The organism is Mycobacteriales bacterium (assembly GCA_040902655.1).
Lineage (GTDB): Bacteria > Actinomycetota > Actinomycetes > Mycobacteriales > SCTD01 > SCTD01.
The window spans coordinates 1-23,586 of the sequence record JBBDWV010000004.1; the positions used below are offsets into that span (position 1 = coordinate 1).

22 protein-coding genes are annotated in these 23,586 nt (G+C 73.3%); 13 read left to right on the forward strand and 9 right to left on the reverse strand.

Features of this window, described 5'->3' with window-relative positions:
* A partial coding sequence (locus tag WD794_00925; GenBank protein ID MEX2288873.1) for a hypothetical protein occupies positions 1-627 on the reverse strand: 627 nt, incomplete at its 3' end.
* Between the two features lie 62 nt (positions 628-689).
* Positions 690-2,216, reverse strand: a complete 1,527-nt coding sequence (locus WD794_00930; GenBank protein MEX2288874.1) for a leucyl aminopeptidase — start codon at positions 2,214-2,216, stop codon at positions 690-692.
* Positions 2,217-2,416: 200 nt separating this feature from the next.
* Here WD794_00930 and egtA point away from each other — a divergent pair, with 200 nt between their 5' ends.
* The 7 genes from egtA (at position 2,417) to WD794_00965 (ending at position 11,429) form a co-directional block, all read left to right on the forward strand.
* On the forward strand, positions 2,417-3,679 hold the full coding sequence (gene egtA / locus WD794_00935; GenBank protein ID MEX2288875.1) for an ergothioneine biosynthesis glutamate--cysteine ligase EgtA: 1,263 nt from the start codon (positions 2,417-2,419) through the stop codon (positions 3,677-3,679).
* Positions 3,676-4,989, forward strand: coding sequence for an ergothioneine biosynthesis protein EgtB (egtB, locus tag WD794_00940; protein ID MEX2288876.1), 1,314 nt, complete (start codon positions 3,676-3,678; stop codon positions 4,987-4,989). The genes egtA and egtB overlap by 4 nt, the downstream gene beginning before the upstream one ends.
* Positions 4,982-5,716, forward strand: a complete 735-nt coding sequence (gene egtC / locus WD794_00945; GenBank protein MEX2288877.1) for an ergothioneine biosynthesis protein EgtC — start codon at positions 4,982-4,984, stop codon at positions 5,714-5,716. Before egtB ends, egtC begins: the two co-directional genes overlap by 8 nt.
* A gap of 29 nt (positions 5,717-5,745) precedes the next feature.
* Positions 5,746-6,675, forward strand: a complete 930-nt coding sequence (gene egtD / locus WD794_00950; GenBank protein ID MEX2288878.1) for an L-histidine N(alpha)-methyltransferase — start codon at positions 5,746-5,748, stop codon at positions 6,673-6,675.
* A 61-nt stretch (positions 6,676-6,736) separates the two neighbouring features.
* Positions 6,737-7,804, forward strand: coding sequence for an aminotransferase class V-fold PLP-dependent enzyme (locus WD794_00955; GenBank protein ID MEX2288879.1), 1,068 nt, complete (start codon positions 6,737-6,739; stop codon positions 7,802-7,804).
* A gap of 11 nt (positions 7,805-7,815) precedes the next feature.
* Positions 7,816-8,913, forward strand: a complete 1,098-nt coding sequence (gcvT, locus tag WD794_00960; protein ID MEX2288880.1) for a glycine cleavage system aminomethyltransferase GcvT — start codon at positions 7,816-7,818, stop codon at positions 8,911-8,913.
* A 125-nt stretch (positions 8,914-9,038) separates the two neighbouring features.
* Positions 9,039-11,429 (forward strand): S8 family peptidase, encoded by a 2,391-nt coding sequence (locus tag WD794_00965; GenBank protein MEX2288881.1) that lies wholly within the window; start codon positions 9,039-9,041, stop codon positions 11,427-11,429.
* On the opposite strand, the gene WD794_00970 is transcribed toward WD794_00965, so the two are convergent.
* Both WD794_00970 and WD794_00975 read right to left on the reverse strand, forming a co-directional pair.
* On the reverse strand, positions 11,418-12,188 hold the full coding sequence (locus WD794_00970; GenBank protein MEX2288882.1) for an adenosylcobinamide-GDP ribazoletransferase: 771 nt from the start codon (positions 12,186-12,188) through the stop codon (positions 11,418-11,420). The genes WD794_00965 and WD794_00970 overlap by 12 nt on opposite strands.
* A 39-nt stretch (positions 12,189-12,227) precedes the next feature.
* Positions 12,228-13,556: a bifunctional adenosylcobinamide kinase/adenosylcobinamide-phosphate guanylyltransferase gene (locus tag WD794_00975; GenBank protein MEX2288883.1), complete on the reverse strand. Its 1,329-nt coding sequence runs from the start codon at positions 13,554-13,556 to the stop codon at positions 12,228-12,230.
* A gap of 59 nt (positions 13,557-13,615) precedes the next feature.
* On the opposite strand from WD794_00975, the gene WD794_00980 reads away from it, so the two are divergent.
* On the forward strand, positions 13,616-13,831 hold the full coding sequence (locus tag WD794_00980; protein MEX2288884.1) for a hypothetical protein: 216 nt from the start codon (positions 13,616-13,618) through the stop codon (positions 13,829-13,831).
* A gap of 75 nt (positions 13,832-13,906) precedes the next feature.
* Here WD794_00980 and WD794_00985 read toward each other — a convergent pair whose 3' ends face one another.
* Genes WD794_00985 through nadA form a run of 3 tightly spaced genes read right to left on the reverse strand, consistent with a single transcriptional unit; the run spans position 13,907 to position 16,690 of the window.
* Entirely contained in the window at positions 13,907-14,908 is a 1,002-nt protein-coding gene (locus WD794_00985) for an aldo/keto reductase family protein (GenBank protein ID MEX2288885.1), read from the reverse strand.
* Positions 14,909-14,954: 46 nt separating this feature from the next.
* Entirely contained in the window at positions 14,955-15,476 is a 522-nt protein-coding gene (locus WD794_00990) for a DUF3043 domain-containing protein (protein ID MEX2288886.1), read from the reverse strand.
* Positions 15,477-15,490: 14 nt separating this feature from the next.
* Complete coding sequence (nadA, locus tag WD794_00995; GenBank protein ID MEX2288887.1) at positions 15,491-16,690, reverse strand: quinolinate synthase NadA; 1,200 nt, start codon at positions 16,688-16,690, stop codon at positions 15,491-15,493.
* Positions 16,691-16,783: 93 nt separating this feature from the next.
* Between nadA and WD794_01000 the strand changes: the two genes are divergently transcribed.
* Positions 16,784-17,941, forward strand: coding sequence for a glycerate kinase (locus WD794_01000; protein MEX2288888.1), 1,158 nt, complete (start codon positions 16,784-16,786; stop codon positions 17,939-17,941).
* A 39-nt stretch (positions 17,942-17,980) separates the two neighbouring features.
* The gene (locus WD794_01005) at positions 17,981-18,358 is read left to right on the forward strand and encodes an iron-sulfur cluster assembly accessory protein (GenBank protein ID MEX2288889.1); all 378 of its coding nucleotides are present in this window, start codon (positions 17,981-17,983) and stop codon (positions 18,356-18,358) included.
* A gap of 133 nt (positions 18,359-18,491) precedes the next feature.
* Here WD794_01005 and WD794_01010 read toward each other — a convergent pair whose 3' ends face one another.
* The gene (locus WD794_01010; protein MEX2288890.1) at positions 18,492-18,692 is read right to left on the reverse strand and encodes a hypothetical protein; all 201 of its coding nucleotides are present in this window, start codon (positions 18,690-18,692) and stop codon (positions 18,492-18,494) included.
* 62 nt (positions 18,693-18,754) lie between these two features.
* Between WD794_01010 and WD794_01015 the strand changes: the two genes are divergently transcribed.
* On the forward strand, positions 18,755-19,720 hold the full coding sequence (locus WD794_01015) for a carbohydrate kinase family protein (GenBank protein MEX2288891.1): 966 nt from the start codon (positions 18,755-18,757) through the stop codon (positions 19,718-19,720).
* A 60-nt stretch (positions 19,721-19,780) separates the two neighbouring features.
* On the opposite strand, the gene WD794_01020 is transcribed toward WD794_01015, so the two are convergent.
* Positions 19,781-20,893 carry an aminotransferase class V-fold PLP-dependent enzyme gene (locus WD794_01020; protein ID MEX2288892.1) on the reverse strand — a complete coding sequence of 371 codons (1,113 nt, stop codon included), beginning with the start codon at positions 20,891-20,893 and terminating at the stop codon, positions 19,781-19,783.
* Between the two features lie 218 nt (positions 20,894-21,111).
* Between WD794_01020 and coxB the strand changes: the two genes are divergently transcribed.
* Both coxB and ctaD read left to right on the forward strand, forming a co-directional pair.
* Complete coding sequence (gene coxB / locus WD794_01025) at positions 21,112-21,909, forward strand: cytochrome c oxidase subunit II (GenBank protein ID MEX2288893.1); 798 nt, start codon at positions 21,112-21,114, stop codon at positions 21,907-21,909.
* Positions 21,906-23,585 (forward strand): cytochrome c oxidase subunit I, encoded by a 1,680-nt coding sequence (gene ctaD / locus WD794_01030; protein ID MEX2288894.1) that lies wholly within the window; start codon positions 21,906-21,908, stop codon positions 23,583-23,585. Before coxB ends, ctaD begins: the two co-directional genes overlap by 4 nt.
* Position 23,586 lies beyond the last annotated feature (1 nt).

The window sequence follows — 23,586 nt, forward strand, 5'->3', positions numbered from 1 at the left end:
GCCCTTGCCCTCCGGCTTGCCCTTGCCCTCCGGCTTGCCCTTGCCCTCCGGCTTGTCTGCCTTGGCCGGCTTGTCAGTCTTGGCCGGCTTGTCAGTCTTGGCCGGCTTCTCGGGCTTGGCCGGCTTCTCGGGCTTGGCCGGCTTCTCGGGCTTGGCGGCCTTCTCCGCCTCGGCCTCCTCGACGTTCGCGGCCTCGAGCTCTTCAGCCTCGAGCTCCTCGGTCTCCGCTGCCGTCTTGCCGCAGTCGCTCCGGGCGGCCGCGGAGACCTGCTGGCCGCGACCCGGGCCCTTGGGGAGCGAGCGGGCGTACGCCGAGACGTTCTGGCCGTGGTTGCTGGTGGGGTCGCAGGTGAAGGTCACGGTCGGGACCGGCGTCTTGCCGGTCAGCACGGCCGTGGCCGTGTCGCTGCGCTGCTCGGCGCCCTGTCCGCTGCCGGTGCCGATCCCGACGGTGGGGGTGGCGCTCTCGGAGACGACGGCGCCGTCCTCCAGCGCGGTGTCGGCACTGACGGCGTTGAACGCGACCGCGCCGCCGCCGACGAGGGCAGAGGTCGCGAGCGCCGTTCCGGCGACGAGGCCGACGGCCTTCGCCTTGGCGGCGAGCAAGGTCTTCAGGGGGTCGAGCACGTCATCCTCCGGTGCGCTGGGAAACATCTGTTCCCTGTACATCGGCAGGAGGACCGCCGGCGTTACACCGCGGCTGTTGCCAGGTCCTCGAGCACCTGCACGAAGGTGCGCACGGCCGCGCCGGTGCCGCCGTGCGGCGTGTAGCCGTAGGCCTCGCCGGAGTTGTAGGCCGGCCCGGCGATGTCCAGGTGGGCCCAGCGCACGCCGTCGGTCACGAACTCCTTCAGGAAGAGCCCGGCGGTGAGCATGCCTCCCTCCCGCGGCCCGGTGTTGACGAGGTCGGCGATCTCCGAGTCCAGCCCCTTGCGCAGCTCCGCGGGCAGCGGCATCGGCCAGGACGGTTCGCCCGCGCGACCGGCCGCGTCGACGACCGCCGCGCGCAGCCCGTCGTCGTTGCCCATGACCGCGGTGGTGCGCGCACCGAGGGCGACCAGCTGGGCGCCGGTGAGCGTCGCGGCGTCGAGCACGACGTCGGGACCGTCCTCGCAGGCGCGGGCGATCGCGTCCGCCAGGATCAGCCGGCCCTCGGCGTCGGTGTTGTTGACCTCCACGGTCATTCCGTTGCGGAAGGTGAGGACGTCCGAGGGACGGATGGCAGTGCCGCTCGGCATGTTCTCCGCCATCGGCACCCACGCCTCGACGTCGATCGGCAGTGCCAGCTCGGCGACCGCGGCCATGGTCGCGATGACCGCCGCGGCGCCGCCCATGTCGCTCTTCATCTCCTCCATCGATGCGGCCGGCTTGAGCGACAGGCCGCCGGAGTCGAAGGTGACGCCCTTGCCGACCAGCGCCACCTTCTGCTTCGAGCCACCGCCGCCGCCCTTGTACGACAGGTGCACCAGGCGCGGGCCGTTCGCCGACCCCTGACCCACACCGATGATGCCGCCGAAGCCGCCCTTCGCGAGCGCCTTGCCCTCGAACACCTCGACGTCGACACCGGCCCCGCCTGCATGGGTCCGCGCCAGGTCCGCGAGCTCGGCCGGATGCAGGTCGTTGGGTGGCGTGTTGACCAGGTCCCGCGCCAGCCGCACCCCACGCACGACGACCTCCGCCCGGGTGACCGCTGCGCGGACGGCCTTGTCCTTGGCATCGGGCACGACCAGCACCAGGTCGCGCACCGGTTCCTTGCGCTCCTTCACGTCGGAGGTGCGGTAGCGGGAGAAGGCGTAGGCGCCGAGCAGCGCCCCTTCACCGACGGCGCGTACCTGCTCGGCGATTTCGGGGCCGACGGCGCCGAGCGTGAGGGCCACCTTGCCGGAGCCGGCCAGCGCGCGCACGGCGGCGCCCGCCGCGCGGCGCAAGCCCTCACCGGCATAGGCCGTGCCCTTGGGCGGCAGGTCACCCAGGCCGACGGCGACCACGACCGGGGCCGTCGTCGCGCCGAGAGTCGCGAGCCGGGTGACCTCCTCGGGCCGGCCCGTGGCCCCCAGCCCCGTCAACGCCGGCAGCAGACCCTTGCCGAGGGCGGCCGCGACGCTGTCGGCACCGGGCGCCAGCACCAGCCCCTTCGGGCCTTTGACGACTCCGACGACGATCGCGTCGACCTTCGCGGCCGCGACCGGTGAGCTGGACAGGGAGAGGGAGGTCACGGCGGTGCAGCCTAGTGCGGGGCCGCCAGGCCCGGTCCTGCAGTTGTGGCTGCGCCATCCGTGGGCAAGGGTCGAGCGAACGCACGTCAGACAGACAGACAGACAGGAGCACAGCCCGTGTCGGAACCCGTCGGTCCCCGATCGGCCCGCCGGCGCCGCCGCGGCCGGCCGACCCACCAGAGCAGCCGCATCCGATGTGTGTGAGCCGCCGGCCGTCGCCGCGCGTCCGCACCCGCGACGACGTCGCGAGCTGCCTGGATGCCGCGGTCCGCTACGGCGCCCCTGGCACCGTCGGCGCCGAGCTGGAGCTGCTCTGCGTCGACCGGACCACGCCGCTCGAGCGCCCTGACCTCGCCCGGGTCGGGGCGCTGCTGCGCGACGCCGGACGGTTGCCGGGCGGCAGTCTGGTCACGAGCGAGCCTGGTGGACAGGTCGAGCTCTCCTCCGCGCCCGCGAGCGGCCCTGCTGACTCCGTGGCAGCGCTGTCCGCGGATCTCACCGTCGTCCGCGGCGCGCTCGACGGAGACGGGCTCGCCCTGGCGGGGCTGGGCGCCGACCCGCTGCGACCGCCGGTCCGGCTGCTGCGCACGCCGCGCTATGACTGCATGGAGGCCTATTTCGCCGCCTGTGGGACGCCGTCGGCGGCGGCCGGCCCCGCGATGATGTGCTCCACCGCAGCAGTGCAGGTCTCGCTGGATGCCGGCACCCGTACCGGCGGCGTGCAGTCGGTGACCGAGCGTTGGCAGCGGGCGCACGCCCTCGGGCCGGCACTGGTGGCCGCCTTCGCCTGCTCGCCGCTGCTGGCCGGCGCGCCGACCGGCTGGCGCTCCACCCGGCAGCGCATCTGGGGGGACCTCGACCCGGGTCGCACCCGCCCGCCCGCCCGGGAGCACGGCCCGGTGGAGGCGCTCGCAGATCTGGCGCTGTCGGCGGACCTGATGACGGTCCGGGATCCCGAGGGCGTCTGCCGGCCGGCGCCGTGCGGGGTGACCTTCGCCGACTGGATGACCGACGGCGCCCCGACACTGGACGACTTGCACTACCACCTGACGACGCTGTTCCCGCCGGTGCGCCTGCGGGGCTGGCTGGAACTGCGCTACCTCGACATGCTCCCCGACCCGCTGTGGCCGGTGTGTGTCGCGGTCGCCGCCGTGCTGCTCGACGACGACCGTGCGGCCGACGCCGCGCGCGCTGCCTGCGCTCCCGTCGAAGGTCGCTGGCGCGACGCCGCGCGGCTGGCCGTGGCCGACGACGGCCTGCGCCGCGCGGCCACGGGCTGCCTGGACGCCGCCATCGAGGCGCTGACCCGCACCGGCGCGACGGCGCTGGCCGCCGCGGTGTCCTCGTACGCCGAGCACTTCACCCGGCGCGGGCGCTGCCCGGCCGACGATCTGCTGGACGCGGTGTCCGGCGGCCTGCCGGTCGCGGCGCTGCTGACCGAGCCGCTCGGCGTGGCCGCATGACGGCGCTCGCCCAGGACCGGCTGGTCCGCGAGCTGGCGGCCGGCCGCGAGCGCTCGCTCGCACTGCTGGAGCCGCTCGACGAGCCCGACCTCACCCGACAGGTCTCGCCGCTGATGTCACCGCTGGTGTGGGACCTCGCCCACATCGGCAACTACGAGGAGCTCTGGCTGCTGCGGGAGGTCGCCGGCGTCGCGCCGCTGCGGCCGGAGATCGACCGTCTCTACGACGCCTTCGAGCATCCGCGTTCGCAGCGGCCGAACCTGCCGATTCTCGGCCCGGCCGACACGCGCGCCTACCTGTCCGGAGTACGCAGCCACGTCCTCGACGTCCTGCACCGGCTGACGCCCGAGGAGATGGGGCCGGCGGGCCGGCCGCTGGTGCAGGACGGCTTCGTCTTCGCCATGGTTGTGCAGCACGAGCACATGCACGACGAGACGATCCTGGCGACGCTGCAACTGCGGGATGGCCCTCGCACGCTGCCGCCGGACGCGCCGTTGCCGGCGGGACGGCCGCTGCCGCCGCACGACGACGTTCTCGTCCCTTGCGGCGAATCACTGCAGGGAGCGGCGGGCGACCCGTGGGCACTCGACAACGAGCGCCCCGCACACCGCGTCCGGCTGCCGTCCTTCCACATCGACCGGGTGCCGGTCACCAACGCGATGTACGCCGCCTTCGTCGAGGCCGGCGGCTACCGCGACGCCCGGCTGTGGACCGACCGCGGCTGGGAGCACCTGCAGAGCTCGGACCGCAGCGCGCCGATGACCTGGCAGCCGGATGGCGCCGGCTGGTGGACCTGTGCCCGCTTCGGCGACACGGTTCCCGTCGAGCCGGACCTGCCGGTGGAGCACGTGTGCTGGTACGAGGCGGACGCGTACGCGAGGTGGGCCGGCCGGCGGCTGCCGACGGAGGCGGAGTGGGAGAAGGCCTGCGGCTGGGATCCGGTGGCCGGCCGCCTGCGCCGCTACCCGTGGGGCGACGCCGACCCGACACCCGAGCTCGCCAACCTCGCCCAGCGCGCGACCCGCCCCGCGCCGGTGGGCGGCTACCCCGCCGGCGCCTCGGCGTACGGCGTGGAGCAGCTGGTCGGTGACGTCTGGGAGTGGACGGCCAGCGGCTTCGAGCCCTACCCGGGCACCCGCGCCTTCCCGTACCGCGAGTACTCCGAGGTCTTCTACGGCGGCGACTTCCGGGTGTTGCGGGGCGGCTCGTGGGCGACGCACCCGACTGCCGTGCGCAGCACCTTCCGCAACTGGGACCTGCCCGTGCGCCGGCAGATCTTCAGCGGCTTCCGGACCGCTCGCGATGTGTAGGCACACCGCCTGGATCGGCCGGCCCCGCACCCTGCAGGAGCTGCTCGTCGACCCGCCGCACGGGCTGCTGCGCCAGTCGTGGGAGCCGCGCCGTCAGCGGTTCGGCACCGTCAACGCCGACGGTTTCGGTCTCGGGTGGTACTCCCCGGAGCGGGCCGAGCCGGCGCGTTACCGGCGGGCCGTACCGATCTGGGCCGATCCGTCGTTCGCCTCGCTGGCCGGTGTCGTGCGCTCCGGGTGCGGGCTGGCGGCGGTGCGCTCGGCGACCGTGGGCGGTCCGGGCGGTGAGGAGGCGTGCGCGCCGTTCCTGCTGCCCGGCGGCGTGCTGCTGTCGCACAACGGTGCGGTGCCCTGCGACGTGATCGCCCCGATGGTCCCCTCCGCCGCGTTGGCCGCGATCGGCTCGACGGTGGACAGCGCCTTCCTCGCCGCCCTGGTCGGCCTGCGCTCGGACCAGGGTCTGCCGTACGCGCTCGCCTCCGCCGTGCGGGACGTCGCCGGGCTGGCCCCCAGGACCCGCCTCAACCTGCTCGCGACGGACGGCCGGTCCATCGCCGGCACCGCCTGGGGCGACACCCTGTTCTGGCGGGCCGGCGCCGGGGGAGCGGTCGCCGCCTCCGAGCCCTCCGACGACGAGGAGGGCTGGACCGAGGTCCCGGACCGGTCCCTGCTCGTGCTCACCGCGGACGGCGTCGCCGTCACCCCACTGCAGGAAGGCAGTTCGTGAGACTCGACCGGCACCTCGCCCCCGACGCCATGCGCCGGGCCCTCGAGACCGACGTGCGCAGCGGGCTCACCGCGTCGCCCAAGACCCTTCCGCCCAAGTGGTTCTACGACGCGCACGGGTCGGTGCTGTTCGACGAGATCACCCGGCTGCCGGAGTACTACCCGACGCGCCGCGAACGGTCGATCCTCACGGCCCGTGCCGCGGAGATCGCCGCCGTATCGGGGGCCGACACGCTCATCGAGCTCGGCAGCGGCACGTCGGAGAAGACCCGGCTGCTGCTCGACGCGCTGCGCGAGGGCGGGACGCTGCGCCGCTTCGTGCCCTTCGACGTCGACGAGTCGGTGTTGACCATGGCGAGCAAGTCGGTCGAGGAGGAGTACCCCGGGGTCGAGGTGCATGCGGTCGTCGGCGACTTCGAGCACCACCTGCCACTGCTCCCCACCGGCGGGCGACGCCTGATCGCCTTTCTCGGCGGGACCATCGGCAACCTGCTGCCGGAGGAGCGGAGGTCCTTCCTGTCGGGATTGGCCGACGGGATGCGTGCCGGCGACACGCTGCTGCTGGGCACCGACCTGGTCAAGGACCCGGCCCGCCTGCAGGCGGCGTACGACGACTCCGCCGGCGTGACGGCCGACTTCAACAAGAACGTGCTGCGCGTCGTGAACCGTGAGCTGGACGGCGACGCCGACGTGGACGCCTTCGTACATGTCGCGGCCTGGAACGCCGACGACCAGTGGATCGAGATGCGGCTGCAGTCGGTGCGGGCGCAGACGGTGCGGCTGCGGGCGCTCGACCTGGAGGTGCCGTTCTCGGAGGGGGAGCAGGTGCGTACCGAGATCAGCGCGAAGTTCCGCGAGTCCCGGGTGCGGGACGAGGTCGCGGCCGCCGGGCTGGAGCTGCAACGCTGGTGGACCGATCCGGCGGAGGACTTCGGGGTCAGCCTGTCGACGAAGGTGTGAGAACGGGCGGTCGGCAGAGGCGTCCCGTGCCCGCTTCGCGACGGTCCGCCAGACTGTGCTGATGGCCGTCGAGGAGTGGGTGGCTGCCCGCCACCCGACCCAGGTCGTCCATCTCGACGTCGCCGGCGCCGGACGTCCGTCGCGCGAGGTGCTCGAGGCCGAGATCGCCCACCTGCACCGGGAGGCGGCCCTCGGGGCGTACGTCGCTCACGAGCAGGCGGTGCCGGCCGTCGAGGCGGGACGGACCGCGCTCGCCGCCCTGGTCGGGCTGGACGCCGGGGACGTCTGCTTCCTCGACGGGGCGGGCACGGCCTTCGCGACCCTGCTCGCGGCCTGGCCGCTGCCCCGCGGTGCGCGGATCGGAATCGTCCCGAGCGAGTACGGCGCCAACGCCCGCGTGCTCGACCGGCTGGCGCGCGAACGCAGCTGGCGGCTGGTCCCGCTGCCCGTGGACGACCTGGGTCGGATCACCGGCGTGCCCGGTGACCTGGACCTGGCGGCCTTCCCGCACGTGGCCAGCCAGCGTGGGATCGTCCAGCCGGTCGAGGACGTCTTCGCCACGGGGGTCCCACTGCTGCTCGACATCGCACAGTCGCTCGGCCAGGTCCCGGTGCCGCACGGCTGCGCGGCCTACGTCGGGACGAGCCGCAAGTGGCTCTGCGGGCCCCGGGGTGTCGGCTTCGCGATCGTGGATCCACTCGTGCAGGCGGCCCTCGAGGAGCCGCCGACCCTGGCTCCCACACACTGCACCGGCATGCAGCGGTGGGAGACGCAGGAGGCGCACATCGCCGGCCGGGTGGGGCTCGCCGTCGCTGCCGGGCAGTGGACGCCGACGCTGCTGCCCGAGATCCACCGGCGGGCGGCGCAGGCGCGGGAGCTGCTGCACGGTGTCGCCGGCTGGCAGGTGCGCGAGCCGGTCGGGGAGCCGACCGGCATCACGACGCTGGTCGGCGGCGATCCGTTCGCCACCCGCGCCGGGCTGCTCGAGGACGGCTGGGTCACCTCGGCCGTCCCGGCCGGCCGGTCGGCCGACCTCGACGCTCCGGTCCTGCGGGTGTCGACCGCCGCCTGGGTGACGGCAGCCGATCTCGAGCGGCTCGCGCCCGCTCTGCTCCGCCGTACGAAGTAGGTTCCGCTGCTGTGACCGATCTCCAGCAGGGCCCGCTGCACGACCGCCACGTCGCCCTGCGCGCCAAGTTGGCCGACTTCGGCGGGTGGGAGATGCCGATCGAATATCCCGGGGGCGGGGTGTTGAAGGAGCACAAGGCGGTACGGGAGGCCGTCGGCGTCTTCGACGTCAGCCACCTCGGCAAGGGCGTCGTGCGGGGCGCGGGAGCGATCGACTTCGTCAACGACCGGCTCACGAACGACCTGCGCAGGATCGGCCTCGGCCGGGCGCAGTACACGCTGTGCTGCGACGACGCATCCGGAGGCGTGCTGGACGACCTGATCACCTACGTGTGGAGCGAGACCGAGGTCTTCCTCATCCCCAACGCGGCCAACTCCAGCTCGGTCGTCGGACGGCTGAAGGCGGACGCACCGGCCGGTGTCGACGTCCAGGACCTGCACCGCAGCTTCGCGGTCCTCGCCGTGCAGGGCCCGCGCAGTGGAGAGCTGCTCGAGCTGCTCGGCCTGCCGACCGGCGGGGCGTACATGTCGTTCACGACCGCGGAGTGGAGGGGCCTGCCGGTGGTCGTCTGCCGCACCGGCTACACCGGTGAGCTGGGCTACGAACTGCTGCCGCGTTGGGACGGCGCGGGCGCCCTCTGGGACGCGCTGCTGGAGCAGGGCGGGGGGTTGGGCGTGCTGCCGTGCGGCCTCGGCGCGCGCGACACGCTGCGGACCGAGATGGGCTATCCGCTGCACGGCCAGGACCTGTCGCTCGAGATCACCCCGGTGCAGGCGCGGGCGACGTGGGCGGTCGGGTGGGACAAGGAGCGCTTCTGGGGGCGTGCGGTCCTCCTGCGGGAGAAGGAGCAAGGAGCGGCCCGGCTGCTGTGGGGCCTCGAGTCGCTCGACCGCGGCATCCCCCGCGCAGGGATGAGGGTGCTGCGGGACGGCGCCCCTGTCGGCACGGTCACCAGCGGGACCTTCTCGCCCACCCGGCGCCTGGGCATCGGGCTCGCGCTGCTGTCCCGGGACGCCGCCGAGGGCGATGAGCTCACCGTCGACGTCCGCGGCCGGACCTCGAGGATGCAGGTCGTGAAGCCGCCGTTCGTGCCGTCCCGGGTCCGGTGAACGCATGCCGAGGGTGCCGGGCGCCTGATCGGTCGGCCCGTTCGGGAAGCGGGACGGCGCGGCAGGACCTACGCTGGGTGTCTGCGTGCTTACGGCGCGTGTTCGTGTCCTGACAAGGAGTGTCCGTGCGCCGACTCGTCCCCGCTGTCGCGGCCATCGTCCTGCTGACCTCCACGGCCGTCGCCGCCACGGGACGTGAAGCCGCGCCGGCCGCCGTCCCCGGCGGAGACGTCGCGGTCCTGGTCACGCTGGACGAGCGCGTTCCGGACGTGGCTGCCGCCGCGCGGGCCACGCTGCCCGCGGGAGGCCGTCTGGGTCCCCTCTGGTCGACGGTGCTGAAGGGATACGGCGCCACGGTGCCGGCCGCCGCGGTCCCGGCGCTGCAGCGCGCACCCGGTGTGCTGCGGGTCGAGCCCGACGTGACCCTGCGCGCCTCCGTGCTGCAGCCGGCACCCCCGACAGGCCTGGACCGGGTCGACCAGCGCGGCCTGCCCCTGGACAGCTCCTACGCCTTCACCAGGACGGGCGCGGGTGTCACGGCGTACGTCGTGGACACCGGGATCCGGCGCAGTCACACCGACTTCGGTGGCCGGGCGCGGACCGGCTTCGATGCCGTGACGCTGCTGGGCAGTGCCGACGACTGCAACGGTCACGGGACGCACGTCGCCGGAACCGTCGGCGGCACGCGCTTCGGCGTGGCCAAGTCTGTCTCCCTGTCGGCGGTGCGGGTCCTCGGCTGCGACGGCTCGGGCACCGGCGCCGGGCTCATCGCCGGCCTCGACTTCGTCGTGCGCGACCACGTCGCCGGCAGCCCCGCAGTCGCCGTGCTGAGCCTGGGCGGGTCGACCACCAGCATCACCGTCGACGAGGCGGTGCGCGGCGTCGTCGCCGACGGCGTCACCGTCGCGGTCGCCGCCGGCAACAGCAACACCGACGCCTGCACCATCTCACCCGCGCGGGTGGCCGAGGCGCTGACGGTCGGTGCGACCGATCCCGCGACCGACCAGCGCGCGTCGTTCTCCAACAAGGGCGCCTGCCTGGACCTGTTCGCCCCCGGCGTCGGCATCACCTCGGCCGGTCACCTGAGCGACACCGCGGCCATCGTCTCCTCCGGCACGTCCATGGCCGCGCCGCACGTCGCGGGCGCCGCTGCCCTGGTGCTCGAGGCGAGTCCCTCCGCGAGCCCGGCAGCCGTGGCCGCCGCGCTGCGTGACCAGGCGACCCGGGGCGTCGTGCGTGACGCGCAGAGCGCCAGCGCCGACCTGCTGTTCACCAATCCTGCGATCGACAGCTCGACCCCGTCCTCGTCGCCGTCGCCGTCGCCCTCCCCGTCCCCGTCCCCGTCGCAGGCACCGCCTGCGCCGCCTGCAGCGGTGGAGGACGTGCAGGGCAGGTTCACCCCGGTGGAGCCGTCCCGCGTGCTGGACAGCCGGGACGGCACCGGCGGCGTGTCCGGGCGGCTCGCCCCGAACTCACCCGTCCGGCTCGACGTCGCCGGCCGCGGTGGAGTGCCGCCGAGCGGCGTGACGGCCGTCGCGCTGAACGTCACGGTCACCGGGCCGGAGGGGCCGGGGCATCTGACCGTCTACCCGGCCGGCAGTGCGGTGCCGGTCGCCAGCAACCTCAACTACGTCCGTGGGCAGACGGTGGCCAACATGGTGGTCACCGGCGTGGACGACCGGGGACGCGTGGCGATCGTGAGCAGCGGTGGCCGGCCGTTCGTCATCGCCGACGTCGTCGGCTACTACAGCGACACGCTGGGCGGCAGCCGGTCGACCGCCGTCACCCCCTCCCGGCTGCTCGACACCCGCACCGGTCTGGGCGGCACCTCCGGCCGGCTGGCGTCCGGGCTGCCGATCCGGCTGCAGGTCGCCGGCCGTGGCGGGCTGCCCTCCGACGGCGTCACCGCGGCCGTCCTGAACGTCACGGCCGTGAGCCCCACCGGGCCGGGCCACCTCACGGCGTTCCCGGGTGGTCAGCCGGTGCCGGACGCCAGCAGCCTGAACTTCGTGCGCGGGGCCACCGTTCCGAATCTCGTCCTCGTCGGCGTCGGTCCCGGCGGCGAGGTGCAGCTACGGGCCTCCGGCGGCTCTCCGCACGTCGTCGTCGACGTCGTCGGCTGGTACGGCGGGCAGCCCCGCGGCCGGCTCGTCCCGGTGGAGCCCGAACGGCTGCTGGACACCCGGAGCGCTGGCGGCCGGCTGGCGCCGGGTGAGTCGCGGGTGCTGAGTGTGGCGGGGCGCGGACAGCTGCCGGGGGTCGGGGTGACGTCCGTCCTGCTCAACGTGACCGCGGTCGGCGCCGTCGGGCCCGGGCACCTGACGGTGTACCGGGCCGACGCCGCCGCGCCGGAGGCCAGCAACGTCAACTACGTGGCCGGGCAGACCGTCCCGAACCTGGTCCTGTCCGCGGTGACGGTGGAGTCCGGGCAGGTGCGGATCCGCAGCCATTCCGGCTCGCCGCACGTCCTGGTGGACGTGGTCGGCTACACGACCGACTCCGGCTCAACGGCCTAGCGCGAGCACCAGCAGCACGGCGCCGGTCGTCACCTCGACCAGCGCGCCCAGGACGTCGCCGGTGATGCCGCCGATGCGCCGCACCGCGTGGCGGCGCAGCAGCCGGGCCACCCCCAGCCCGGCCAGCACGGCCGCCGCCGGGAGCAGCAGCGCCCCCCGGCCGTCGGCCTCGAGCGCGAGCGCCGCGGTGCCGACAGCGGCGGCGGCGACGGCCAGCGCCGCGGCGGTGCCGCGACCGACCGTGCCCGCCACCAGCGCGCCCAGACCCGTCTGCGCCGCGGCCGGGACGCCGGTGGTGCAGGCGGCGGTGACCGCCACCCGCGCGGTGACCAGCGCGACCAGCAGCGCCGTCCCGCCGTGGCCTGCGTCCAGGCAGGCTGCCAGGGCCGCGACCTGGACGAGCAGGACGAGCACGACGGCCACGAGTCCGAGCGCCCCCACATCAGGTGCCTTCATGACCTGGCGGGCCGCCTCGGGCGACCGGTAGCTGCCGAGCCCGTCGGCCAGGTCGGCCAGTCCGTCGAGGTGCAGGCCCCGGGTCAGCAGCGCGTGCAGGGCGATCACCAGCGTCGCCGCCAGCAGGGGCGAGCCGAGCACGTCGACGATCAGCAGCACCGGGACCAGGACGGCCGCGAGGCCGAGGCCGATCACCGGCGCCAGCGCCATGGCCGGCCCGGCCGTCGCGCGGTCCAGCCGCTGCGGCCCGCGGACCGGTACGACGGTGAGCGTCGTGAGGGCCAGCCGCAGGCCGTCAGGCACGCGGGACCCGTGCCACGGCCGATGCGCAGCGCAGCCGCTTCACCGCAGCGGCCGCGGCAGCCCGGCGGCGATCTGCACGACCTCGTCCGACGCCGCTGCCAGCCGGGCCGTCAGCGCGCCGAGTAGGTCCCGGAAGCGCCGGCCGGACGCGGTCGCCGGCACGACCCCCGAGCCGACTTCGGGGGCGACCAGCACGGCGGTGACGCGGCAGTCCCGCCAGGCGGCGACCAGGTCGTCACAGGCACGGTCGACCGCGTCCAGCGGCCCCTCCCAGGCACCGGCGGCGTCCACCGCGCCGGTCAGCCACAGCCCGAGATCGTCGATCAGCAGCGGCTGCTGCGCCGCCCGGAGCGGGCCGGTCAGCTCGGCGGTCTCCACCGTCGTCCAGGAGCGTGGGCGGCGGGCCACGTGCGCCTGCACCCGGGCCGCCCACTCGTCGTCGCCCTCCCGCGGCGGTGCGGTCGCGACGTAGGTCACGCCCGACTCGGCCGCCAGCCGCCGCTCGGCCCACGCCGACTTCCCCGACCGCGCGCCACCCAGCACCAGGACCCGGCGGACCGGCCGGGGGGCGGTCGCGCTCCCGCCGCCGACCTGCAGCACGTCGCCGTCCCGCGGCGCACTCGCCCCCCAGCCGGCCAGCAGCGCGTCGAGTTCGCCCGGCGGCGGGTTGTCGTGGCCCAGGTGCACTGCGTGTACCGCCGTCGCATCGACCACCGCCCCCCGCCGTCTCAGCTCCGCCACCTGCTCGGGCCAGGTCGTCAGGTCGTGATGGTCCGGCTGGTGCGCGCTGGTCAGGTCGAGCAGCACGCCGTCGTACGCCCGGTCCTGCACCAGCTCGAGCGCCGGCGCGGCCAGCCGGCCGGTATCGGTGGCCCACAGCAGCCGGGCGCCGTCCGGCCCGGTGAGGTCGTAGAGCACGGCCGGCCCCGCCTCGGGTCCGGCGTGCGTCGCCGGCAGCACCACCACCGTGTATCCGGCCACGGTCAGCCGGTCACCCGGCGACACCTCGACCGTCGTCACGGTGCCGTCCAGCCGCTCGCGGGCGGCGGCCACGACCGCAGCCGGGCCGACCAGGGTCAGCGGACGTCTGCCCGCGGCCCAGCCGCGCCACATCCAGGCCGGTACGGCGTGGTGGTCCGGGTGCGCGTGCGTGACGAGCACGGCCTCCACCGCAGTGAGGTCGACGCCCGAGCGCAGGCAGGCGCGTACGCCGTCGTGCCCCAGCTCCACCAGCAGCCGGTCGTCCACCAGCGCACTGGTCTGCCCACGCAGGACCCCGGCGCCGGCCGCGGCCCGGCAGGAGGCGCAGCGGCACCAGGGGTTGGGCCAGCCGTCGGAGGAGCCGGTGCCGAGCATGCGGAGGCGCATGCCGACAGCCAACCGCATCTGCGAGGCTGGCCCTCGACACCCTGACCGAGAGGACGACCGTGACCTGGACGTGGCGGTACGAGAACAGCAGCGGCACGCCCGTCGAGCCGGCGGCGTCGGCGCCCGAGACGGAGCCGTTCCCGAGCCAGGCCGACGCGGAGAGCTGGATCGGCGAGAACTGGCGCGAGCTGCTCGCCGGCGGAGTCGCGCAGGTGTCGCTGTTCGAGGGTGACCGGAAGGTCTACGGCCCGATGGGGCTGGACGCCCCCGGCTGAGCGCCCCCGCCCCCGCCCCCGCCCCCGCCTTGCGTCATGCTGGCCCCCGCGCTGAGGGGTCCGCTCAGCATGACGCTAGGGGCGCCGCTCCGGGCTGACCGTCTTGCCCGGGTCGGTGGTGACGACCCCCTCGAGCACGGCGTCGATCTGCGCGAGCAGGTCCGCATCCAGCTGCACACCGGCGGCCGCGGCGTTGTCGCGGACCTGCTCAGGTCGGGAGGCGCCGACGATGGCCGAGCTGACGTTCGGGTTCTGCAGCACCCAGGCGACCGCCAGCTGCGCCAGCGAGAGTCCGGCGTCGGCGGCCAGCGGCACGAGCTGCTGCACCTTCTCGAGCACGTCGTCGCGCAGCCAGCGGCTGATCATCTTGTCGCCGCCGTTGACGTCGGTGGCGCGCGAGCCCTCCGGCGGCGGCTGGCCCGGCAGGTACTTGCCGGTCAGCACGCCCTGCGCGATCGGTGACCAGACGACCTGGCCGAGGCCCTCCCGCTCGCACAGCGGCACGACCTCGGCCTCGATGACGCGCCACAGCATGGAGTACTGCGGCTGTGAGGAGACGATCCGGTCCAGGCCCATCTGCTCGGCGATCTCCAGAGCGGCCTCGATCTCGGACGCCTTCCACTCCGAGACGCCGATGTAGTGGACCTTGCCGGCCCGCACCAGGTCGTCGAAGGCGCGCAGCGTCTCCTCGAGCGGCGTCTCGTAGTCGAACCGGTGCGCCTGGTAGAGGTCGAGATAGTCGGTCTGCAGCCGCTTCAGGCTGGCGTGGCAGGACTCGACGATGTGTTTGCGGGACAGCCCACGGTCGTTCTGGCCGGGCCCGATGGGCCAGTAGACCTTGGTGAAGATCTCCAGGCCCTCGCGGCGCTCGCCCTTCAACGCCTGCCCGAGCACCGCCTCCGCCTTGGTGCCGGCGTAGACGTCGGCGGTGTCGAAGGTCGTGATGCCGACCTCCAGCGCCGCCCGTACGCAGGCGGTGGCCTGCTCGGCCTCCACCTGTGAACCGTGCGTCAGCCAGTTGCCGTAGCTGATCTCGCTGACCTTCATGCCGCTGCGCCCGAGGCGCCGGAACTCCATGCGGCGACGGTACTTTCCGCGGCGGGACCGACGTGCGGCAGGTCCCTCAGGCGCTCCCGGGTGACACCCGGGGAAGCGGAAGACGGAAGCGCCGGAGCACCGTGGAGCGCAGCAGGCCGTACGCGACGTGCCGCCACGACACCTCCTGCGGGAAGTCTCGGCGCACCCGCCTGCGGATCACGACGGTGGTCACCGCGATGTCGGCGAGCATGGCCAGGATGGCGCCGAGCCAGAACAGCAGCGCGATGCTCTGGAGGCGGGGGTTGCCGGTGAGGTTGGCCACGATGAGGACCAGCGCGAGGGGCAGCAGAAGCACGCCGACGTTGCGCCGCTCGTCGACGGTGTCCCGCACCAGTGCCCGGACCGGTCCGGCATCGCGCGGCGCGAGGTAGCGCTCGTCGCCCCGAGCGGCGCCCTCCTGGATGCGCTTGCGGGCCGCGCCGGCCTCCTCTTTCCTGCGCTTCGCCGCCTCCTTGCGGGTCTGCGGCGGTGGCGCGACCGGGCCGGTACGGCGCTGCTTCTCGCTGCGCTTGGGCGTGGGGCGGCCCTTGCCCGCGGGGGTGGTCACGGCCCGAAGAGTACCTATGGCAGCGCGAGCATCTGGTCGAGCGCGGCCTTGGCGTGGGCGGCCGTCTGCGGCTCGACGGTGACGCGGTTCGAAACGGTGCCGTCGACCAGGGCCTCCAGCGTCCGGACCAGGTGCGGCAGGTCGATTCGGTTCATCGTCGAGCAGAAGCAGACTGTCTTGTCGAGGAAGACCACGGTCTTGTCCTGGTGCGCCAGGGCCAGCCGGCGGACCAGGTTGAGTTCGGTCCCGATGGCCCACGCGCTGCCGGGGGGCGCGGCCTCGAGTACCGCGATGATCCGCTCGGTGGAGCCGACCAGGTCAGCGGCCTCGACCACCTCGTGCGTGCACTCCGGGTGGACCAGCACGGTGACGCCGGGCACCCGCTCGCGTACCTCTCGTACGGACTCCGCGGTGAACCTGCCGTGCACCGAGCAGTGGCCCTTCCACAGGATCATCCGCGCGTCCTGCAGCTGCTGCGCCGTCAGGCCGCCCCCGGGCTTGTGCGGGTCATAGACGACGCAGTCCTCGGGCGACATCCCCAGCTCGCGGACGGCGGTGTTGCGGCCGAGGTGCTGGTCGGGCAGGAAGAGCACCTTGGACCCTTTGCCGAAGGCCCAGTCCAGCGCCCGCTTGGCGTTCGACGAGGTGCAGATCGTGCCGCCGTGCCGGCCGGTGAAGCCCTTGATGGCGGCGCTGCTGTTCATGTAGCTGACCGGCACGGTCGCCGCCGCGACGCCGGCCTCGACCAGCACGTCCCAGCACTCCTCGACCTGGTCGAAGGTGGCCATGTCGGCCATCGAGCAGCCGGCGGCGAGGTCGGGCAGCAGCACCGCCTGTCCCGGTCCGGTGAGGATGTCGGCCGACTCGGCCATGAAGTGCACGCCGCAGAAGACGACGAACTCCGCCTCGGGGCGGGCCGCCGCCTGCTCGGCCAGCTTGAAGCTGTCGCCGGTGACGTCGGCGAACGCGATCACCTCGTCGCGCTGGTAGTGGTGGCCCAGGACGAAGACCCGGTCGCCCAGTGCATCCTTGGCCGCGCGCGCCCGCTCCACCAGCGTCGGATCCGAGGCCGCCGGCAGCTCGCCGGGGCAGTCGACGCCGCGCTCGGAGGCCGGGTCGCGCTGTCGGCCGAGCAGCAGCAGGGCCAGCGGGCTCGGCTCCACCCCCGGCATCAGGTCGAGTTCCGTCATCGAGGTCGAGGGGTCGGTCGTCACGGGTACTCCTCCTCCGGCAGACCAGGATAGTGTCGCACAGACGAGAACATGCCTTGCACGGCGTGTTCCTTCCTTGGTGGAAGACTCCGCCCGATGCGCGTGCTGCTGGCTCCCGACGGCTTCGGCGGCACGCTCAGCCCCAGGCAGGCCGCGGCGGCCTTGGCGCAGGGCTGGGCGTCCGCCGCGCCCGCCGACACCCTCGACCTGGCGCCGCTGTCCGACGGCGGACCGGGCCTGCTGGACGTGCTGTCCGCCGCGCTCCCCGGTGCCGTCCTGCAGCCCGCTCCCGTGCAGGACCCGCTCGGCCGGCCGGTCGAGGCGGCCGTCCTGCTCCACGGCAGCACGGCGTACGTCGAGGCTGCCATGGCCTGCGGGCTGCATCTGCTGACCGAGCGCGAGCGCGACCCGAAAGTCACCACGACGTACGGCGTCGGCCAACTCGTCAGCCGTGCCCTCGACGTCGGCGCGACGCGGATCGTCGTCGGGCTCGGCGGCAGCGCCAGCAACGACGGCGGCGCCGGGCTGCTGGCCGCCCTCGGTGTGCCGTCGGTGGATGCGGAGGGGGAGCGGCTGGGCCCCGGCGGCGTCGCCCTGCGAACGCTCGCCCGGCTGGCCGGCCGACCCGACCCGCGGCTGGCCGCTGTCGAACTGGTGGCGGCCAGTGATGTCGACAGCCCGCTGCTCGGCCTCCGCGGCGCCAGCAACGTCTTCGGCCCGCAGAAGGGGGCCACCCCGCACGACGTCGCCCTGCTCGACGGCGCGCTCACCCGGTGGGCCGACGTCCTGGAGGCGTACCTGGAGGTCGCTGTGCGCGATCAGCCGGGGGCCGGTGCGGCCGGCGGACTCGGCGCGGCCCTGCTCGCGCTGGGCGCGCGGCGCGAGCCGGGGATCGAGCTGGTGCAGGGGCTGGTCGGACTGGCCGACCGGGTGGCGCAGGCCGACCTGGTGGTCACGGGGGAGGGCACCTTCGACTTCTCCTCGCTGTCCGGCAAGGTCGTGTCGGGTGTGGCGGCACTGGCCGCCGAGCACGCCGTGCCCTGCCTGGTGCTGGCCGGGGCCGTGCGGGTGGGCCGACGCGAGGCGGCCGCAGCGGGCGTCGAGGCGACGTACTCGCTGGTCGAGAGCGTGGGCGTCGAAGCCGCCCTGAACCACCCGGCCCAGGAGCTCGCAGCGCTGGCGGCCCGCGTCGCGCGGCAGTGGTCCCGGCCAGTTCGTGCAACAGTGGAAGGGTCCGGCCCGACCCAGCGTTGAGCCGGATGAACACCCCAAGACACCCCCACGGAGGCCCCCATGACCGCCCCGCAGACCACTTCTCCTGACGTCGCCACCGAGACGCCGGCCGGCGTCGTGCTCAGCGACCCCGCCGCCGAGAAGGTCAAGGCGCTGCTCGCCCAGGAGGGTCGGGACGACCTCGCGCTGCGCGTCGCCGTCCAGCCCGGCGGGTGTTCGGGCCTGCGTTACCAGCTGTTCTTCGACGAGCGCTCGCTCGACGGCGACGCGGTGCAGACCTACGCCGACGGCAGCGTGAAGGTCGTCGTGGACCGGATGAGCGTTCCCTACCTGGCCGGCGCGACGATCGACTTCGTCGACACGATCGAGAAGCAGGGCTTCACGATCGACAACCCCAACGCCGGTGGCTCGTGCGCCTGCGGCGAGTCCTTCCACTAGTCCTTCCACGCGTCCCTCCGCGCGGCACAGCACGTCCGGCGGCGCCGGTCCCTACGAGGGGCGGGCGCCGCCGTCGTCTGCCGAGCGCGTCGTGCCGGGTCAGCCGGCCGTACCGGGGCAGTTGCCCTCGTCGTCAGCTGCCGTAGTCGTCGTAGCCGGAAAGAGTCGCGACAGCGTCGAGGCTGATCTCCACCGGCATCGCCCGCCCGTCCGGGAGGCGGATCTCGGTCGGTACGGACGAGCCGAGCACATCGTTGATCTCGCGGCAGTCGTGCACCAGATCCACGATCGAGTCGGCCTCGACGTCGGAGGGCACAGCGGGATGCAGAGTCATGCTGCGACGGTAGGCAGTTCCCGCGCGCAACCCAAGACCTACGCACCAGTAGTGTTCGCCGGATGCGCATCGCCGTCGCCGGGTCCATCGCGACCGACCACCTGTTCACCTTCGAGGGCCGCTTTGCCGAGTCGCTGCTCGCCGAGCAGCTGGACAACGTCTCGCTCTCGTTCCTGGCCAGCGACCTGAAGGTCCGCCGGGGCGGCACCGGAGCCAACATCGCGTTCGGCATGGGAACGCTCGGAGCGACGCCGCTGCTGGTCGGCGCCGTCGGCCCGGACGCCGCGGAGTACCTCGGCTGGCTGCGGGAGCACGGTGTCGACACCTCCCACGTGCGGGTGAGCGACACGCTCGCCAGCGCCCGCTTCACCTGCACCACCGACCAGGACCACGCCCAGATCGCCACCTTTTTCCCCGGCGCGATGGTCGAGGCGGCCGAGATCGACATCGCCGACGTCGGTGCGGTCGACCTGGTGGTCGTCGCGCCGGACGACCCGCGCGCGATGCTGCGCCACTCCGCGAGCTGCCGGGACCGCGGGGTGCCGTTCGCCGCCGATCCCTCACAGCAGCTGGCCTACATGGACGGCGCCTCCATCCGCGGGCTGGTCGAGGGGGCCACGTACCTGTTCACCAACGACTACGAGGCCGCGCTGGTGCACGAGAAGACCGGCTGGAGCGCCGTGGACGTCCTCGAGGTCGTCGGCACGCGCCTCACCACCCACGGCCCGGACGGCATCAGCATCGCCCGGAAGGGCGAGCCGGTTCTCGAGGTGGCGCCCGCGCCGGCCCGCGAGGTCGTCGAGCCGACGGGGGTCGGCGACGCGTTCCGTGCCGGCTTCCTGTGCGCCACCGCCTGGGGCCTGACACCCGAGCGGTCCGCGCAGGTGGGCGCGCTCGTCGCGACGCACGTCGTCGAGACGGTGGGCACGCAGGAGTACACCTTCACCTCCGACGGCTTCCTCGGCCGGTTCGCCGAGGTGTACGGCGAGGCCGCGGTCGCTGAGGTCACCCCCCACCTGAGCGTCTGACCGACCCTTGCGTCCTACGTACCGGCCACCCCCACGCGCTGGCGGCTAGGACGCAACGGGTCAGCCGACCTGCTGCTCCGCGACGACCCGGGGGAGCACGGCCAGGAAGCGGTCGACGTCGGCCTCGGTGGTGCCCCGGTGCAGCGACACCCGTACGTTGCCGTGCGCCAGCAGCCCCATCGCCGTCAGGACGTGGCTGGGCTCCAGCACCGACACCGAGCAGCTCGAGCCGCTGCTGACGGCGAAGCCCTCGCGGTCCAGCGCCCGCAGCAGGGTCTCCCCGTCCAGGTACGGCGAGGAGAAGGTCAGCAGGTGCGGGAGCCGGTCGACCGGGTCGCCCACCACTTCCACGTCGTCGACCGTGGCCGCGATGACACGTCGCATCCGGTCGACCATCGGGCGCAGGCGGGCATCCTCGGCAGCCGCCTCGGCAGCCGCGGCCTGCAGCCCGACGGCGGCCGACAGCACCTGCGGCAGTGGTACGGCACCCGGCACGCGGCCGCCCTCCCGCTCGTCGGCGGGCAGCGGCGACCGCCACCTGGTGCCGGTGCGCACCACGAGGAGTCCCACCCCTGCGGGGCCGCCCCACTTGTGGGCGCTCGCCGTCAGCAGCGACCAGCCGCCCGGAACCGATGCGCGACCGACGGTCTGGGCCGCGTCGACCAGCAGCGGCACGCCGGCCCCGGCACAGCGCTCCGCGACCTGCTCGACCGGCTGGACCGTCCCGACCTCGTGGGAAGCGCTGATCAGGCAGGCCAGTGCCGTGTCCGGGCCCAGCGCCGACGCGTACTCCTCCACGTCCACCCGCCCCAGCCGGTCGACAGGTACCCCGGTGGCGGGGCCACCGGTGTGGGCCACGGCGGCCAGCACGCAGGAGTGCTCCACGGTGGAGTGCACGACGTGGCTACCGGTGCGCCGGCGGCCGGCGATCCCGCCGAGGACACCCAACTGGGCGGCGAGCGTCCCCGACGGGGCGAAGGACAGCTCGTCCGGTCGCGCGCCCAGTACGGCGGCCACCGCCTCGCGGGCCCCTTCGAGCAGCAGCCGGGCCCGCCGCGCCGCGCCGTACAGCCGCCCGGGGTCGGCCCAGCCGTCCTCCAGCGCTGCCAACAGCGCCTCGTGGGCCGCCGGGTGCAGCGGCAGCCCGGCGGCGGCGTCGAGGTAGCCGGACATGCCCTGGACGCTAGTGCGGGCGGCTGCGGCGCCCCCGGCAGGAACCGTCCAGGGGCCTGGGATACGCTCGCCGGTGCGTGCCGGAGGCCCCTTTCCTGCAGTTCAGCAGGGGTCTGCGGCCTCCTCATGTCCGCTTCTCAGGAAGGCCCGAGAGGTTGATTCCGCCCCCCTCGCCGGCGCGTCCCGTCCGGCGCCTGCGCGCTGCCCGATCGGCGGCCGTGCTGCTGCCGGCGAGCGTGCTGATCGCCGGCTGCAACGTGCGCGAGGCCTATGAGCAGGCTTTCGCGCTCGGCTTCCCGGAGCCGATCTCGGTCCAGGGGCAGCGCATCTACGACCTCTGGCTCGGCTCGGCCGCGGCTGCGGCTGCCGTCGGCGTCTTCGTCTGGGCGCTCATGCTGTGGGCCGGCTTCCGCTACCGCAGGAAGAGCGACGAACTCCCGCGCCAGGTCCGCTACAACCTGCCGATCGAGGTGTTGTACACCGTCGTGCCGTTCGTCGTGATCGCCGTGCTCTTCTACTACACGACGATCAGCCAGAACTTCGTCAACAAGCTGAGCGACGAGAGCGAAGGCGGCGCGGACGTCAACATCGGCGTCGTCGGCTTCCAGTGGAACTGGACGTTCAACTACGTCGACGAGGGTGTCTCGGTCACCGGCTTCCAGACGGCGCCGGCGGTGCTGTACCTGCCGACCGACCGCACCATCCGCTTCCGGGAGACCTCGCCCGACGTCATCCACTCGTTCTGGGTGCCGCAGTTCCTGTTCAAGCGGGACGTCGTCCCGGGCCGGGAGAACACCTTCGAACTCACCCTGACCAAGGAAGGCGAGTACATCGGCCGGTGCGCCGAGTTCTGCGGCGAGAAGCACTCCGCCATGAACTTCTACGTCCGGGTCGTCTCGCCCCAGGCCTATGACGCCTACATCGCCGAATTGCAGGCCGATCCCGCCAACCGGATCGGCTCAGGCATCAACACCGGTGCTGTACGCGGCGCAGCATCCTCCGGGAGCGACTCATGACCCTGATCGCCGATGCGGCCACCCCGGTCCAGACCAGGCGGCCGCGTAACCGGCCGGGCGCCAAGATCGCCAAGGTCCTGACGACGACGGACCACAAGACGATCGGCCTGCTCTACCTCACGACGTCGTTCGGGTTCTTCCTGGTGGCCGGCGGGATGGCCGAGCTGATCCGGGCGGAGCTGACCCAGCCGGGCCTGGATTTCCTGAGCGCCGAGCAGTACAACCAACTCTTCACCATGCACGGCACGATCATGATGTTCCTGTTCGCGCCACCGGCCGCCTACGGCTTCGCGAACTTCATCATGCCGCTGCAGATCGGCGCGCCGGACATGAGCTTCCCGCGGCTGAACGCCTTCTCGTACTGGCTGTACCTGTTCGGCGGTCTCACCGTCCTGTCGGGCTTCCTCACCCCCGAGGGCGCCGCGTCGTTCGGCTGGTTCGCCTACGCGCCGCTGAACAACGAGATCCACAGCCCGAGCCTCGGCGCCGACCTGTGGATCATCGGGCTGCTCGTCGCAGGTCTGGGCACCATCCTGGGCGCCGTCAACTTCATCACCACGATCATCACGTTGCGCGCTCCCGGCATGACGATGTTCCGCATGCCGATCTTCACCTGGAACATGCTGGTGACCTCGATCCTGGTGCTGTTCGCCTTCCCGGTGCTGACCGCGGCGCTGTTCGCCCTCGAGGCCGACCGGCACCTCGGCGCCCAGATCTACAACTCCGACAACGGCGGAGCGATCCTGTGGCAGCACCTGTTCTGGTTCTTCGGCCACCCCGAGGTCTACATCGTGGCGCTGCCGTTCTTCGGCGTCATCACCGAGATCATCCCCGTGTTCAGCCGCAAGCCGTTGTTCGGCTACAAGGGGCTGGTCTTCGCCACGATCGGCATCGGCGCGCTGTCGCTGACCGTGTGGGCCCACCACATGTACCCGACCGGCGCCGTGCTGCTGCCGTTCTTCGCCTTCCTGAGCTTCCTGATCGCCGTGCCGACGGGCGTGAAGTTCTTCAACTGGATCGGCACGATGTGGCGCGGCCAGCTGACCTTCGAGACACCGATGCTTTTCGCCATCGGCTTCCTCATCACCTTCCTGCTCGGCGGCCTGACGGGTGTGCTGCTGGCCAGTCCGCCGATCGACTTCCACGTCACCGACACCTACTACGTCGTGGCGCACTTCCACTACGTGCTGTTCGGCACCGTGGTGTTCGCCTTCTTCGGCGGCGTCTACTACTGGTTCCCCAAGCTGACCGGCCGGATGATGGACGACCGGCTCGGCAAGGTGCACTTCTGGACGCTGTTCGTCGGCTTCCACCTGACGTTCATGGTCCAGCACTGGCTGGGCAACATGGGCATGCCGCGCCGCTACGTCGACTATGCCGCCTCCGACGGGTTCACCACGCTCAACACCGTCTCGAGCATCGGGGCGTTCGTGCTGGGCGCGTCGACGCTGCCGTTCCTCTACAACGTGGCCGTCAGCTTCCGGCGCGGCGAGCTGGCCCTCGGCGACGACCCCTGGGGCTTCGGCAATTCGCTGGAGTGGGCGACCTCGTGCCCGCCACCACGGCACAACTTCGTGACCATCCCGCGGATCCGGTCGGAGCGTCCCGCGTTCGACCTGCACTACCCGCGGGCGGCTGCGGACGGCGACTTCCACGCAAGTCCTGAGGCGAGGTAGC